Genomic DNA, 14087 nt, shown 5'->3' with positions numbered 1-14087 from the left:
ACCGTCCTTAGCCTGGGCGGTTTTTGTTGTTGTTGAGAATGGTTATCAATTATAATGAGCGTAGCTATTCGGAGAGGAGAGAGTACCCCCTATGATGCAAAAAGAGCTTTTTCTTCTGTGGAATCACGCTTCCGTCAAAGTCATGGACGTACGCCACCAGATTGTGCAGCCAGGGGAAAAACAGAGGTTTGATCCGCTCCCTTCGAGTGTGTTTCTGTATTTCATTCGCGGTCGCGCCGAGGTGTTGCTGGATGAGCTGGCGTATTCTGTGCGCAGCTTTCACGTCATTCACGGCGGCAAGGGACTGACGCTCGAAATCACGGCCTGCGAAAACGACGCGGAATACTACATTCTTTTTTATAAAGCGGTTATTTCTTTGCCATGCCGCCAGGAAATCATGCAGCTTTTGGAGCGGCGCAACTGGTTTTTGGCTCCGTATGCCTTTATTCCCCAACAGTCTGTCGCCCTGTTCGATCAGGTGGAAAAGCTGCACGCAGTTTGGCAGGCGAACGACGCCGATCCTGTGCGGCAACTGCGGGCGAGAGGGCTGTTTCAGCTTTTTGTCTCCGAGCTGTTGCGGCAAATGGACGAAGAAGCGCGAGGCTACGGAAAAGCCGACCTTGTTTCCCAGGCGAAGCAGTTCATCCACACGCATTACAGCAAGCCGATTACGCTGGAGACGATGGCGCAAAAGCTTACCTACAGCATTCCGTATTTGTCCAGGCTGTTCAAGCAGCAGACGGGGCACAGCCCGATCGACTACCTCATCAGCGTGCGGCTGGACAGGGCAAAGGCATTGCTCGCGCAAACCGATGCCTCTTTGCAGGAGGTTGCCGAAGGCGTCGGGTACAGCGACCTCTCCTACTTTATCCGCGCGTTCAAAAAACATACGGGTGTCACGCCGGGACAGTTTAAGGAACAGGCGGCCAGCGTGCGTGCAGGCTCAGAATATCCTGTGAAAAGGCTAAGATCATCCCTTGTACGAATCTCCCCGCACAACTACAATCTGTTTAATAATGAAAATCATTATCGAAAAGGTGAGGGAGAGAAAGTGCAGCTATTCAGAAATGGAACCAAAGGCAAAATGCACAAGCTGATGCTGGGGCTCGCGTTGCTTTTGAGTGCATGCTCCAGTCCTGGGAATGGCGGGGCAGTCAACAGCAGTCCTCCGCAGTCGACGCAGCAAACAACAGAAGCTTCGGCCGCAGCGAATGCCCAGCAAGCGAAGCAGCAGCAATGGCCGCGAACCTATGTGGATGCGACAGGAAAAGAAGTGGTGATTGCCAAGCAGCCACAGCGTGTTGCCGTTACTCACTTTGGAATGATGGAGTATTTCTTTGCGCTGGAAACACCTCCGATCGCCTCTACACTGGCAGAGCGCATGCTGGGATCGTTTGAAACGTTGAAGCCTTACGCCAAAACAGCCACAGTCAAAGATATCGGTGAAGTGACTACACCGAATCTGGAGCTGATGACGGAGCTTGAACCGGATTTGATTGTAGCTTTTTCCGGGACGCACAATGACGTCTACGAAGATTTGAGCCATATTTCCATCGTTGCGATGATTAACAATACAGAGGAGCGAACCTGGGCAGAGACGCTCCGCGAATACGCCAAACTGATCGGCAAAGAGCAGTTGGCCGAGGACTATATCACGAAGCTGGAAGCGCTGATGGCGGAAGCCAGAGAAAAATTGGCTACGAAAAAGGATAAAACCGTGACGTTCCTGCGGGCATCGGGTGACGGCAGCACTTTTTACGTGCTCGATGACAATGACGTCTCGTATGCTTTCGATGAAAAATCCGGGCTGGGCCTCAAACCTCCCGGCCAGTACAAGCTGGAGGGCGACGTTGTTTCTTTGGAAGGCATAACAGTGCTCGATCCCGACTACATTTTCCTCGTCGATTATTTGGACAATATGGATACGACGCTTGCCGAGCTGAACAAAAGCAAAGTGTGGCAGTCGCTGAAGGCTGTAAAAGCAAACCATGTGTATCCGCTTGATGTCTCGATCAGTACAAAAGGTCCGTTGGCGGTTGAGTACACGACGAAGGAGCTGCTCCGGGTTCTTGCGGAATAGCCTCCAAAATCAATCGCATGGACGGAGAGGAGAGCGGGCAGATGAGTCAGCCTAGCGTGCTACACGATACGTTTAACGAACGACAGTTATTGATTTACTTGCCTGACGGTTATGCGGACAGCGACCAGCGTTACCCTGTCGTCTATTTGCAGGACAGCGGAGATTTGATTGAGCCAAACGATAGCGACACCTTGCTGAAAGTGCGGGAGCTGACGGCGAAGGGCGAGTTGCCAGGCATGATTTTTGTCGGAGTGGCTTCGTTTGATCGCAACGACGAATACACGCCGTTTGTTTCGCCCAACGTGTTTGAGCCAGGCAAGATGTTTGGCGGCAATGCATCCGTCTACGCCCGTTTTCTGGCGAACGAGCTGAAGCCGTACATCGACAGCAAGCTGCGGACGCTGCCGGACAGAGAGCATACGGGGATTATGGGCTTTTCGTTTGGCGGGCTTATCTCCGTCTACACGGCTTTCGCGTATCCGGATTTTTTTGGGCGAATCGGGAGCTTTTCCGGCTCCTTCTGGTTTCCGGGCATCATCGAATGGCTGGAGCAGTTGCCCATCCGCCAGACAGGCCAGCGCCTCTACATGAACCTGGGACATGCAGAAGGTGCAGGCCGCACGAACGGACAACAGTGGATGGTGCCCAACAGCAAAAAGGTGTATGAACTTTTGCTGCAAAACGGCTTTACCGAAAGCACGGTGCGCCAGGTGATTTACGAGAGCGAGCACCATTCCTTCGATCTGGGGGTGCAGTACGTCCCGGAGGCGCTGCAATGGTTGTTCCGGGCAGAGTAGACGAGAGCGACAGGCTCATATCCTTTTTAAAAGGAAAGGATAGGCAAATCATGTAACAACGCTTACATTGACAAGACCCAGTAATCAGCTTACAATGACCGTAAATTATGACACCACCGTAGGGGGATTTTTTCCATGGACGCTTTAGCGTTAGAAAAAAAAGCCCAGCGCAACGCTGAGTTACGTGAACGACTGATGCAGTTGAAGAAAGAACGTAATGCCATCATTCTTGCTCATTTTTACCAACGTCCTGAGATTCAGGAAGTAGCCGACTTCATTGGAGATTCCTTTGGACTGGCACAAAAAGCAAAGGAAACCGATGCAGATGTGATCTTGTTCTGCGGAGTTCACTTCATGGGAGAAAGTGCAAAAATTCTCAATCCCCAAAAGAAGGTTATCATTCCTGATGAACGCGCAGGCTGTCCAATGGCGGACATGGTGAACGTAGAGGGGCTGCGCAAGCTAAAGGCACAGCATCCGAATGCGAAAGTAGTGGCGTACATCAACACTTCTGCTGACGTCAAGGCAGAAACACACATCTGCTGTACGTCGTCTAACGCAAAGCGAGTGATCGAATCTGTGGACAGCGAGGAGATCATCTGGGTTCCGGACAAAAACCTGGGCCACTACGTCTCCCAGTTTACGGACAAAAAAATGATTATTTGGGAAGGCTACTGCAATACGCATGACCAGTTGTCCGTCGAAGACATCATGACGTTGAAGCAGCAGCATCCAGAGGCAGTGGTCGTCGTGCATCCGGAATGCCGCCCGGAAGTGGTTTCCTTGGCCGACTACGTAGGCTCCACAACCGGAATCCTCAAATACTGCCGCGAATCGTCCCACAAGGAATTTATCATCGGGACCGAGGACGGTACACGCTACATGCTGGAAAAGGACAGCCCGGACAAGACGTTTATTTTCGCGTCCAAATACCTCGTCTGCCCGAACATGAAGGTGAACAACCTGAAAAAATGCGTCGAGGCGTTAGAGACCATGAAGCCGGAAATCTACGTGCCAAAAGAAATCGCAGACGCGGCGCGCGCGTCGCTGGAGCGGATGCTGGAAGTGGCTCCGGCGTAAGCGGATGGCCTGTTGATCGGCAATCATTTTTATGAAAAGAGAGAAGGGAGCAGAGCTTGTTGTAAGCTTTGCTCCCTTTGTTGCTGTCTCGCGTGCGAAGCAGTCTACGACTCCGCCAGAGGCTGAAATCCTTTCTGCTATCCCCAAAAAGCTCCCTCGTGAGGAAGCGACAGCGTGCCAGTCCCTGATGAAAACTGCCCGATGCTCAAGACGGCATAGGAGTCGGTGTCGGTTTTCCGTAGCCTTCTTTGTAGGTGTGGTCGATGTAGTCGCGGATTTCTTTTGTCGATTTTCCAGCCTGCTTCAGCTTGGAAGAAATAACGGCAATCTCCATGCAGACGCCGCAGCGTGTCCCGTGGTCATCCCAGACGATGGAGCCATCCGGCTTTTCCTCTTTGATAAAGCAGTTGCCGTTGTGCAGATGTCCAGCGCTCTCTCCGCAGCCGCAGTAGCAAGGGATGGATTTGAGCAGCTCGCGGTTGGCGCCGGCGATTTTGTACGATTCGATAATGACGGGGTCTTGATTATCTAAAAACTTCGGAAGCTGATCGACGGAAGCTGTCATTTCCTGCAGGTCACCATTCGGAGCGTGCTGTGCGTGATTCGCGTGATCCTGACCAGCTTGATCGTTAGAGCCACAGCCAGCAAGCAGAGCTGCGGTGATGAAACTGATCGCTAACCATGATTGTCGTTTCATTTTGGACATACCTCCTGCCTTTTATCTTATCATAACGGCATGGAGAAATTGTGAAGCTATGATCGACGTTGCAAACAAATGACAATTAAATCGGAATAAATCCTATTTACTTTTTGGGCTTCAGTCCTTATAATGAAAAACGATCATGAAACTAAATCGGAATCATTTTGAATTGGGTAGGAGGAGCACAGAGATGAAAAAGGGCCTGATGGCGATCGTTAGCCTGATTGCAGCGGTCAGCATTGCCGGATGCGGCGCAGCCGATCAGACAGCAAGCACACCTCAAACCGGCGGCGATGCGAGTGCCAAGCCAAAAGTATATACGACTATTTATCCGCTCGAATACGTAGCCAAGCGTATCGGGGGCGACCATGTGGAAGTGACCAACATCATTCCGCCCGGAGTGGAGCCGCACGATTACGAGCCAACTGCAAAAGACATGGTGGCGTTGGCGAACGCAGACATTTTTGCCTACAACGGCAGCGGCCTGGAGCTGTGGGTCGATAAAGCGGTAGGCAACCTCGACAAAAACAAGACTGTGATCGTCAATGCGTCGGAAGGTCTGGACTTACTGAAAGCGACAGAACATGAACACGAGCACGAAGGGGAAGCAGCGACGGAAGAAGGGCACGAGCATGAGGGAGAAGCCGCGACCGAGGAGCACGGCCATGACCACGGCGAATTTGACCCGCACGTCTGGCTGGACCCTACGAAGCTGAAGGCGCAGGCGGAAAAAGTGAAAAATACGCTGGTGCAAAAAGACCAGGCGCATGCTGCCGATTATGAGAAAAACTACGCGCAATTGGCTGCCGACTTGGATCAGTTGGACCAGGAGTTTAAAAACATGGTCTCGCAAGCTGCCAAAAAAGAATTTATGACCTCGCACAGCGCATTCTCCTATTTGGCGAATCGGTACGGACTGGAGCAAGTAGCCATTTCCGGGCTGAATCCGGCTGACGAGCCGTCGCCAGCAGAATTGAAAAGTCTGGTCGAGCATGTGAAGGAGCACAACATCTCCTATGTCATGTTCGAAACGCTCGTCTCGCCAAAAGTAGCGGAAGTGATCGCGAAGGAAGCCGGCGTGAAGACGGCGACGCTCAATCCGCTTGAAGGTTTGACTGAGGAGGATGTAAAAGCTGGACGTGACTACTTGTCCATCATGCGTGACAACCTGGAGACTTTGAAAGTCGCATTGAAATAAGCTTGCAGCAAAAATGTCGCTATCTACAGCGGCATTTTTTTCTTTGCCTGCCCGCGATTTTGTCCTGATAGCCGGGCTTCAGGCGTTTTTGCCAAATAGGAGGGTTGTGGTTCGGGCAAAATCGTAGTAGGATGAAAGGTAACAAATCAGAACAAATCCGATTTAAAGGATGATTATTGCATGGAACCAATGACCCAAGGAGTGCCTGTGGTAAAGCTCACGGACGTCTCCTTTCAATATGAAGACAAACTGGTTCTGGACGGGGTGGAGTTTTCGCTGGAACGGGGAGAGTTTGTCGGGATTGTCGGCCCGAATGGCTCGGGAAAATCAACGCTGATGAAGCTGATCCTTGGGCTGCTCACCCCGAACAAGGGAAAAGTCGAGCTGTTCGGTCAGCCTCTGTCCAAATTCCGCGAATGGAACCGGATCGGGTATGTAGCACAGCAGGTAGCTCACGGAGCTGGCGGCTTTCCCGCGACGGTGCAGGAAGTCGTGGCTTCCGGTCTGGTGGGGAAGGTCGGCCTTTTCCGCAGACTGAACGCCCAACATCATGCGAGCGTGCGGGCTGCCGTCGAGCGTGTCGGCTTGGCGGAAAAGCTGAATCAGCGCATCGGCAGCCTGTCTGGCGGGCAATTGCAGCGCGTATTCATCGCGCGTGCGCTCGTGGCGGAGCCGGAGCTGTTGATTCTCGATGAGCCTACTGTCGGTGTCGACCAGGAGTCGATTGAGCAGTTTTACGGTCTGCTTCGCTCGCTCAAAGAGGAAAACGGCCTGACGATGATGATCGTGAGCCACGACGTCGGCGTCATGTCGCAATGGGTGACAAAAGTAGCTTGCGTGCAGAAGAAGATTCATTTTCATGGAACGGCTCACGAGTTTGAGCACAATCAGGAAAAAATATTGCAGAGCATGTATGGTGATTCTGTCCGGCTTTTGTCTCATCACCATTAAGCCGTTGCAAACGAGATAACAAAGAAGGAGTATGAACATGCTGGCTGATTGGTGGCAGTATGATTTTTTGCGGTACACCCTGTTTTCGGGGATTTTGATTGGCCTGATTTGCCCGTTGCTCGGGACGTTTCTCATCGTCCGGCGCTTGTCGATGATGGCCGACGGTCTTTCTCACGTCACGCTCTCGGGCGTGGCGGCGGGGATGCTGGTCTCGAAAAAAATTGCCTTTTTCTCGGCAGTAAACCCGCTGTTTTTCGGGATGCTTTTTGCGGTAGTCGGCTCTTTGTTCATTGAACGGCTGCGCAAAGTGTACAAAGCGTATCAGGATTTGGCGATCCCGATCATTTTGTCCACAGGTCTGGGGCTGTTTACGGTGTTAATCAGTGTGGCGGACGGATTCAACGCTGACCTGTACTCGTATTTGTTCGGGAAAATTGTCACTGTCTCCATCGAGGACTTGTATGCGCTGATTGGCGTAGCAGTCGTTGTGCTGGGCACCGTCTTTTTGATTTACAAGGAGCTGTTCGCCGTCTCCTTTGACGAAGAGTTCGCCCGGGTGTCCGGTGTCGCGCGTAGATCGATCAACCTGTGGTTCATGGTGCTCGTGGCGCTTACGATTGCCGCTTCCATGCGGATTGTTGGCGTGCTTTTGATTTCCGCGCTGATTACGCTTCCGGTTGCGGCGAGCCTGCAAATTGCCCGAAGCTTTCGCCAAACGATCTTTTTCTCGATTCTGTTCGCAGAAATCTCCGTGTTGAGCGGTTTGTATTTTGCCTATCTCTTCGATTGGGCATCTGGTGGTACAATTGTGTTGATGGCCGTTTTGATTATGCTCGTTGTCTTGGGAGTCAAAAAGCTGCGTGTGATAATGCGATAGAGTCATCAGGTTAAGACAAAAGGAAGGAGTGTTTGTCGATGAAAGTGGAAGAAGCCCTGCAAATTTTGAAGGAGCACGGGTACAAATATACCGGCAAGCGGGAGGAAATGATCCGCATCTGCGCAGCCGAAAAGCGCTACTTGTCTGCCAAGGATATTATGGAACGAATCAAGGAGCAGTATCCGACGCTCAGCTTCGATACGGTTTATCGCAACATCTCCACTTTTGTTGAGCTGGGGATTTTGGAGGAGACGGAGCTGGAGGGAGAAGGCCGTTTTCGTCTCGCTTGCTCCGCCGACGGGCATCACCATCACCACGTCATCTGTACGGAATGCGGGAAGACCTCTTCCCTGCCAGGCTGTCCGATGAACGTCATGGCGGCTGTCCCGGAAGATTTCCAGGTGACCGGGCACAAGTTTGAAGTGTACGGAACCTGCAAGGAATGTGTCGCCCAATCCAACTGAAGCTAGTTTGCCTGCAAAGAGTGTTCGCCTGAGGGCGGGCGCTCTTTTTTTTGCAAGAACAGCCTTTCGCCAAAACGCGATCGCTCATCCTTGAGAAGTCTTTCGATACAGGTTTTCTTACGCCTGAAAAGGAACTCTTTCAATGTAGTTTTCATCCGGTCGGTATTTGCTATAATGGGTGGGAAATCATCAGTTACGGAGAGAAGGGACAGCAGCCATGATTCCCCGTTATATCGCGGATTTTGATTTGCAGTCGTTGCCTCGATTGAAAACAGACGTAGCCGTTGTAGGAGCAGGGATAGCCGGGTTGTATACGGCATTGCAGACGAGTGAGTTTGCGGATGTAGTTCTGATTAGCAAAAAAGGGCTGGATGACAGCAATACCCGCTGGGCACAAGGGGGGATTGCCGCCGTTACTGCCAAGTCGGATTCTCCTGCCTTGCATCGTCAAGATACGCTGATCGCCGGAGCTGGACTTTGCTCGTACGAAGCGGTGGAAGTGCTCGTACACGAAGGCCCTGATCGCTTGAAAGAACTGATTGCATATGGGACGGAGTTCGATCGGGATGAACAAGGCCAGTACGAACTGACGCAGGAAGGGGCGCACAGTAAGCGGCGCATTTTGCACGCAAACGGGGATGCAACCGGAGCAGAAATCGTCCGCGCTCTGTCCAAGCGGGTGATGGAGCAGGGGAACATTCGGGTGCTGGAGCATCATTTTGCCATTGATGTGGTCACACAGGATGGAGAGTGCGTGGGGGTCATCGTGCAAAAGCCGGAAGGGGACATGTTTTTCCTGGAGGCAAAAGCAACCGTGCTGGCGACCGGGGGAGCGGGGCAACTGTACCGCTACACGACCAATCCGGAAATCGCCACCGCTGACGGAATCGGCATCGCCTACCGGGCCGGGGCGCGCATTAAGGATGTGGAGTTCATCCAGTTTCACCCTACGGCGCTGTACTATCCGGGGGCGCCGCGCTTCCTGATCTCCGAGGCCGTACGGGGGGAAGGCGCGATTTTGCGCAACAGCAACGGCGACCGCTTCATGGACAAGTACCACCCGCAAAAAGAGCTGGCGCCGCGCGACATCGTAGCCCGCGCCATCGTCTCGGAGATGGAGCAGACCAAATCGTCGTTTGTGTATTTGGACATCACGCACGAACCGGAGGAGCTTATCAAGCGCCGCTTCCCGACGATCTACAACTTTTGCCTGCAATACGGACTGGACATGGTGACGGACTGGATTCCGGTTGCCCCTGCGTGCCACTACATCATGGGCGGCGTCCAGACCGATCTGAACGGCGAGACGACGACAAAACGGCTGTTTGCCTGCGGGGAGGCGTCCTGCACAGGGGTACATGGAGCCAACAGGCTGGCGAGCAATTCGTTGTCGGAAGCGGTCGTGTTCGGACATCGTATCGCGCAGCGGATCAAACAGTTGCCTGCGCTGCCTGACATTCGTCCGGTCCGGGCTGTATCTGCAGATCGGGATGCGCGCACGTTTAGTACACGTGAACAAAGAGTGAAGCTGCAAAAGCTGATGCTGCGGCATGTCAGCGTCAAACGCGACGAAAAAGGCTTGTTGAAAGCGCTGGCAGAACTGGAGCGAATGGAGCGGTTTTACCAGTACGCGGCGCAGGACCGGGAGGCGTTCGAGTTTTTGAACCTGTTGAACGCAGCGGTGCTGACGACGAGAGCCGCATTGCTTCGCGAAGAAAGCCGCGGCGGGCACTATCGCAATGATTTTCCGAATAAAGACGATTTGTTATGGCGCAAGCATTTGATCCAGACATTTGAAGACGGCGTCCAAGAGGAGTGTGGAAAAAACGATGTGGAATAAACGGGAGCTGGAGCGAAAAATCGAAGAGTGGCTGCAGGAGGATCTGGGCTTTGGCGATGTGACGACGCTGAGCACGATCCCCGAGTCCGAGCAAGGAACGGGAATTTTGTACGCAAAGGAAGCGGGAGTGGTAGCCGGGCTGCCGATTGCCCGGCAAGTGTTCGCGACGGTTGATCCCGCGCTTGTGTTTACGGCAAAAGTAGAAGAAGGACAGCGGGTGGAAGTCGGCCAGGAGCTGGCAGAGGTGCGCGGCTCCGTGCGTTCCATCCTGAGCGGCGAGCGGCTTGCGCTCAATTTAATGCAGCGCCTGTCCGGCATCGCGACGAAGACGAGCGAATACGTGGCAGCGGTAGCGGGAACGAAAGCGCGGGTAGTGGATACGCGCAAAACGACTCCGGGACTGCGTTTTCTCGAAAAGTACGCCGTTCGCGTCGGAGGCGGCCACAATCACCGTTTTGCCTTGTACGATGCGGTGATGATTAAAGACAATCACATCAAAGGAGCGGGCGGCATCGCACAGGCGGTCGCTTCGGCGCGGGCAGCGATTCCGCACACGATGACGGTAGAGGTGGAGGCGGAGTCGCTGGACCAGGTGCGTGAAGCATTGGAAGCGGGCGCGGACATTATCATGCTGGACAACATGTCTTTGGAAACCATGAGAGAAGCGGTGGCGCTTATTGATGGCCGCGCGGTTGTCGAGGCTTCCGGTGGCGTCAACCTGGAGACGATCGGAAATATTGCCAAGACGGGCGTGGATGTCATCTCTGTCGGCGCTCTGACCCACTCGGTCAAGGCGTTTGATATCAGCCTGGATTTGAATACGCGCAAACGGTAAGGAGCGACCTGTATGCTACTGGTGATCGACATAGGCAACTCCAACATCGTCCTCGGTTTGTACGAGGGCGAGGTGCTGCGGCATCATTGGCGGATTGCCGCCGACCGGAACAAGACAGAAGACGAGTACGGCATGCTGGTAAAAAGCTTGTTCAGCAGTGCCGGTCTGACGATGGAGCAGGTCAGGGGAATTATCTTTTCCTCAGTCGTGCCGCCGTTGAACACGGTGATTGAGCGCATGTGCCGCAAATATTTGCGCCAAAAACCGCTGATCGTCGGGCCGGGGGTCAAGACCGGGCTGAACATCAAATACGAGTATCCGCGCGAAGTAGGCTCGGACCGAATCGTCAATGCGGTGGCGGCCATCCACGAATACGGGGCCCCTTTGATTGTTGTTGATTTTGGGACGGCGACGACTTTTTGCTATGTGGACGAGCGCGGGCAGTATTGGGGCGGAGCGATTGCGCCGGGCATCGGAATTTCCACGGAGGCGCTGTTCAGCCGCGCGGCAAAGCTTCCGCGCATCGAAATCACAAAGCCGGCAAGCGTCGTAGGGCGAAATACGATTGCGGCCATGCAGGCGGGCATTTACTACGGTTTCGTGGGCCAGGTCGAGGGGATTGTGCGCCGGATCAAAGCGGAGTACCAGACGGAGCCGACGGTAGTAGCGACAGGAGGGATGGCTTCGCTGGTAGCAGACGAGACATCCTGCATTCAAGTGGTCGATCCTTATTTGACATTAAAAGGGCTGCGCCTGGTTTATGAGCGCAATCAGTGAATTGGTGAAAAACAGCCGTGGCAGGCAAGCGCTGCGGCTGTTTTTGATTGGAGATTTTGCTACACCATTTTGCAATAAAACAATTCCGGATCACCAGGGTCCAGGTGGCTGATGGTTCCGCTGTACTCGTAGCCGAGCTTTTCGCAGAGCTGCTGCATTTTTTTGTTCGATAGGTTAGTGGAAGTGAACAGCTTTGCGGTAGGGCATATTTTTTCCATGTGGAGCATCAGGGCTTTGCCGATCCCTTTTTGCTGATGCGTGGGATGGACGACGACGAGGTGGATAAAGCTTTGCTGAAAAAACGATTGGTTCATGATGGCGAAGCCTGCGACATGCATGTCCAGGGAAGCGACATGACAGTGACCGGCTGCAATAGCGGATTGCAGCTCTTGCTCGCGACTGGCGGAGCCTAGCACGGCGGCATCTATTCGACAGACAGCGTCGATATCGTGAGACGTTGCTGGACGAATCGTTACTATGGCTTTCACGTCCTTCCATCATTTTTTGAGCCGTTTCCTTTCTTGTATGAAGAAGGGCAAGGGTGTTAAACTGAGAGTATAGACTTTGCGTTTTTCGGCATACGAATGAAAAGGAGCCAACGCCGTTGCAGCGGCATTGGACTCCCGGGACAAGAAGCTGTGGCACACCCACGGCGCGCATGATTACAAAACCAGCGAACCCACCGTCGGGCGGTCAACCTTAGGCGGTGGGTTTTCGCTTGTTACGCCGTTTTCTTGCCCATCGGTACAGCTTTCTGCCACTAAACCAGAGGCTGAGCAGCGTTGCCAGTACTTTCAGGCAAAGGTAGAGCGTGCCGAGCGAGACCATCAGCGTCACCTCCTTTGCAGGAAGCTGCGCCGCGGCCTTCCACCGCCAATCTTGTCCTATGGTAAAGTATACCATTGTTTGGTGTGGCAGCCATCCCAAAAAGCTCGTTTGCTCTGTCCTATTTGGTGTAGGCGCGATTGCAGGCGTGCCTGTGAAAGATGGATGGATAGTTCATGGAGTAAAATTCGGTTTCGCGGGCAATTATAAATGCGTAGCTCGCAAAGGGGGCGTGACGTAATCAGAGAAAAAGAAAACGGATTTTGTTATTTTTTCGTTGACAGCGCGTGGCTCACGCGCTACAATGGCTATTGTGCCTAGCAGAAAAGTTATATGACAGTGAACTTTTTAAATGAAATCAAAAAAGTTCTTGCCAAGTCGATGAGCTTGTGATAACATACGAAGTCTGAAAGGCAAACAAGGTGGATCGCTTTGATCCCTTTCATATATACATGGATGGATGTCCGAGCGGCCGAAGGAGCACGATTGGAAATCGTGTAGGCGGGGTTGACCCGTCTCGTGGGTTCAAATCCCACTCCATCCGCCATTAATTCTCATGGCCCGTTGGTGAAGCGGTTTAACACAGCAGCCTTTCACGCTGTCATACAGGGGTTCGAATCCCCTACGGGTCACTTATACACCCAACTAGTTGTTGGGGTCCCCGCAAAGTACTCGGTGTTGCTACAACGCAATCTCTTCACTTTGTGGGGTACTTTGGAGGCTTAGCTCAGCTGGGAGAGCATCTGCCTTACAAGCAGAGGGTCGGCGGTTCGATCCCGTCAGCCTCCACCACTCTTAATAGTACGATCACAAAGCTAAGGCTTGATCGTTCAAATCGTCGCGGGATGGAGCAGCTCGGTAGCTCGTCGGGCTCATAACCCGAAGGTCGCAGGTTCAAATCCTGCTCCCGCAACCAAATTTTCTTTCTCCCTGTTTCCTCGGTTGATGTTTTGAATCATCACTTGGAACGCATTGGGCGGAGCGACATAATATGGAGCTGTGGTGAAGTTGGAGTTCACGCCGGTCTGTCACACCGGAGGTCGCGGGTTCGAGTCCCGTCAGCTCCGCCATTTATAACCTATCTCGGTTATGTTGGCGATTTTAATAGCACGAGCCATTAGCTCAGTTGGTAGAGCATCTGACTTTTAATCAGAGGGTCGAAGGTTCGAGTCCTTCATGGCTCACCAGTATTTTTGACAAGTGGATATGCGGTCGTGGCGGAATTGGCAGACGCGCTAGATTCAGGTTCTAGTGGTGGCAACACCGTGGAGGTTCAAGTCCTCTCGACCGCACCAACCCATCCTGTGTTGGATGAAAATGCGGACGTAGCTCAATTGGTAGAGCGTCGCCTTGCCAAGGCGAAGGTCGCGGGTTCGAGACCCGTCGTCCGCTCCATCAATGTTCTCGGGTCTCTCACCCGTTCCGGGTTTACCCTCGCAGAACATCAAGGAAGAGTGTCACGGGCACTTCCGATCTGGCTTTGCAGGCAGCGTTTTGACGCAGCAGCGCCAGAAAGAAGCGAGACCCGTCGCCCGTTCCATTATCATGTGCCCTTAGCTCAGCCGGATAGAGCGTTTGACTACGAATCAAAAGGTCGGGAGTTCGAATCTCTCAGGGCACGCTTTTCTTTATATAGTCGGGAAGTAGCTCAGCTTGGTAGAGT

General features: G+C 53.1%; 12 protein-coding genes and 9 tRNA genes. 19 read left to right on the top strand and 2 right to left on the bottom strand.

The annotated features are described in order from the left end of the window. The first annotated feature begins 91 nt into the window (after positions 1-91). From AC27IT_RS18195 to nadA, 3 genes are all read left to right on the top strand, one after another. The gene (locus AC27IT_RS18195; protein WP_487092022.1) at positions 92-2080 is read left to right on the top strand and encodes an AraC family transcriptional regulator; all 1989 of its coding nucleotides are present in this window, start codon (positions 92-94) and stop codon (positions 2078-2080) included. Positions 2081-2121: 41 nt separating this feature from the next. Next, positions 2122-2877, top strand: a complete 756-nt coding sequence (locus AC27IT_RS18190; RefSeq protein ID WP_487092021.1) for an alpha/beta hydrolase — start codon at positions 2122-2124, stop codon at positions 2875-2877. Positions 2878-3012: 135 nt separating this feature from the next. Beyond that, positions 3013-3957, top strand: a complete 945-nt coding sequence (gene nadA, locus AC27IT_RS18185; protein WP_007776421.1) for a quinolinate synthase NadA — start codon at positions 3013-3015, stop codon at positions 3955-3957. 205 nt (positions 3958-4162) lie between these two features. On the opposite strand, the gene AC27IT_RS18180 is transcribed toward nadA, so the two are convergent. Continuing rightward, complete coding sequence (locus AC27IT_RS18180; RefSeq protein WP_005828610.1) at positions 4163-4654, bottom strand: PCYCGC domain-containing protein; 492 nt, start codon at positions 4652-4654, stop codon at positions 4163-4165. Between the two features lie 193 nt (positions 4655-4847). Here AC27IT_RS18180 and AC27IT_RS18175 point away from each other — a divergent pair, with 193 nt between their 5' ends. The 7 genes from AC27IT_RS18175 to AC27IT_RS18145 all read left to right on the top strand — a co-directional run bounded on the left by AC27IT_RS18175 (position 4848) and on the right by AC27IT_RS18145 (position 11599). After that, positions 4848-5855, top strand: coding sequence for a metal ABC transporter substrate-binding protein (locus AC27IT_RS18175; protein ID WP_487092020.1), 1008 nt, complete (start codon positions 4848-4850; stop codon positions 5853-5855). Between the two features lie 180 nt (positions 5856-6035). Then, positions 6036-6806 carry a metal ABC transporter ATP-binding protein gene (locus AC27IT_RS18170; RefSeq protein WP_005828605.1) on the top strand — a complete coding sequence of 257 codons (771 nt, stop codon included), beginning with the start codon at positions 6036-6038 and terminating at the stop codon, positions 6804-6806. 37 nt (positions 6807-6843) lie between these two features. Next, on the top strand, positions 6844-7683 hold the full coding sequence (locus AC27IT_RS18165) for a metal ABC transporter permease (RefSeq protein ID WP_005828603.1): 840 nt from the start codon (positions 6844-6846) through the stop codon (positions 7681-7683). Between the two features lie 38 nt (positions 7684-7721). Beyond that, positions 7722-8147 (top strand): Fur family transcriptional regulator, encoded by a 426-nt coding sequence (locus AC27IT_RS18160; protein ID WP_005828601.1) that lies wholly within the window; start codon positions 7722-7724, stop codon positions 8145-8147. 217 nt (positions 8148-8364) lie between these two features. After that, positions 8365-9987 (top strand): L-aspartate oxidase, encoded by a 1623-nt coding sequence (nadB, locus tag AC27IT_RS18155; RefSeq protein WP_005828599.1) that lies wholly within the window; start codon positions 8365-8367, stop codon positions 9985-9987. Then, on the top strand, positions 9977-10822 hold the full coding sequence (gene nadC, locus AC27IT_RS18150; RefSeq protein ID WP_005828597.1) for a carboxylating nicotinate-nucleotide diphosphorylase: 846 nt from the start codon (positions 9977-9979) through the stop codon (positions 10820-10822). The genes nadB and nadC overlap by 11 nt, the downstream gene beginning before the upstream one ends. Positions 10823-10834: 12 nt before the next feature. Next, positions 10835-11599, top strand: a complete 765-nt coding sequence (locus tag AC27IT_RS18145) for a type III pantothenate kinase (protein ID WP_122952815.1) — start codon at positions 10835-10837, stop codon at positions 11597-11599. Positions 11600-11658: 59 nt separating this feature from the next. On the opposite strand, the gene AC27IT_RS18140 is transcribed toward AC27IT_RS18145, so the two are convergent. Continuing rightward, the gene (locus tag AC27IT_RS18140; protein WP_007776427.1) at positions 11659-12087 is read right to left on the bottom strand and encodes a GNAT family N-acetyltransferase; all 429 of its coding nucleotides are present in this window, start codon (positions 12085-12087) and stop codon (positions 11659-11661) included. A 791-nt stretch (positions 12088-12878) separates the two neighbouring features. On the opposite strand from AC27IT_RS18140, the gene AC27IT_RS18135 reads away from it, so the two are divergent. The 9 genes from AC27IT_RS18135 (at position 12879) to AC27IT_RS18095 (ending at position 14045) form a co-directional block, all read left to right on the top strand. Continuing rightward, positions 12879-12971, top strand: a tRNA-Ser gene (locus AC27IT_RS18135). An 11-nt stretch (positions 12972-12982) separates the two neighbouring features. Further along, positions 12983-13056 (top strand) — tRNA-Glu (locus AC27IT_RS18130). An 84-nt stretch (positions 13057-13140) separates the two neighbouring features. After that, positions 13141-13216: transfer RNA gene (locus AC27IT_RS18125), tRNA-Val, on the top strand. A gap of 47 nt (positions 13217-13263) precedes the next feature. After that, positions 13264-13340, top strand: a tRNA-Met gene (locus AC27IT_RS18120). Positions 13341-13417: 77 nt separating this feature from the next. Beyond that, positions 13418-13494, top strand: a tRNA-Asp gene (locus AC27IT_RS18115). A gap of 41 nt (positions 13495-13535) precedes the next feature. After that, positions 13536-13611, top strand: a tRNA-Lys gene (locus tag AC27IT_RS18110). A gap of 21 nt (positions 13612-13632) precedes the next feature. Continuing rightward, a tRNA-Leu gene (locus AC27IT_RS18105) sits at positions 13633-13719 on the top strand. A gap of 24 nt (positions 13720-13743) precedes the next feature. After that, a tRNA-Gly gene (locus AC27IT_RS18100) sits at positions 13744-13819 on the top strand. Positions 13820-13971: 152 nt separating this feature from the next. Beyond that, positions 13972-14045, top strand: a tRNA-Arg gene (locus AC27IT_RS18095). Positions 14046-14087: the final 42 nt, after the last annotated feature.

It is taken from the genome of Brevibacillus sp. YAE8 (assembly GCF_057543335.1).
The sequence above is the reverse complement of the archived record's forward strand: the minus strand, read 5'-3'. Positions and strand labels throughout refer to the sequence as shown.

Coding starts and splice junctions, on each gene's coding strand:
- AC27IT_RS18145 (WP_122952815.1), top strand. CDS start 10,835: ATGCTACTGGTGATCGACATAGGCAACTCCAACATCGTCCTCGGTTTG.
- AC27IT_RS18170 (WP_005828605.1), top strand. CDS start 6,036: ATGGAACCAATGACCCAAGGAGTGCCTGTGGTAAAGCTCACGGACGTC.
- AC27IT_RS18180 (WP_005828610.1), bottom strand. CDS start 4,654: ATGAAACGACAATCATGGTTAGCGATCAGTTTCATCACCGCAGCTCTG.
- nadC (WP_005828597.1), top strand. CDS start 9,977: ATGTGGAATAAACGGGAGCTGGAGCGAAAAATCGAAGAGTGGCTGCAG.
- AC27IT_RS18190 (WP_487092021.1), top strand. CDS start 2,122: ATGAGTCAGCCTAGCGTGCTACACGATACGTTTAACGAACGACAGTTA.
- AC27IT_RS18165 (WP_005828603.1), top strand. CDS start 6,844: ATGCTGGCTGATTGGTGGCAGTATGATTTTTTGCGGTACACCCTGTTT.
- nadB (WP_005828599.1), top strand. CDS start 8,365: ATGATTCCCCGTTATATCGCGGATTTTGATTTGCAGTCGTTGCCTCGA.
- AC27IT_RS18195 (WP_487092022.1), top strand. CDS start 92: ATGATGCAAAAAGAGCTTTTTCTTCTGTGGAATCACGCTTCCGTCAAA.
- AC27IT_RS18175 (WP_487092020.1), top strand. CDS start 4,848: ATGAAAAAGGGCCTGATGGCGATCGTTAGCCTGATTGCAGCGGTCAGC.
- nadA (WP_007776421.1), top strand. CDS start 3,013: ATGGACGCTTTAGCGTTAGAAAAAAAAGCCCAGCGCAACGCTGAGTTA.
- AC27IT_RS18160 (WP_005828601.1), top strand. CDS start 7,722: ATGAAAGTGGAAGAAGCCCTGCAAATTTTGAAGGAGCACGGGTACAAA.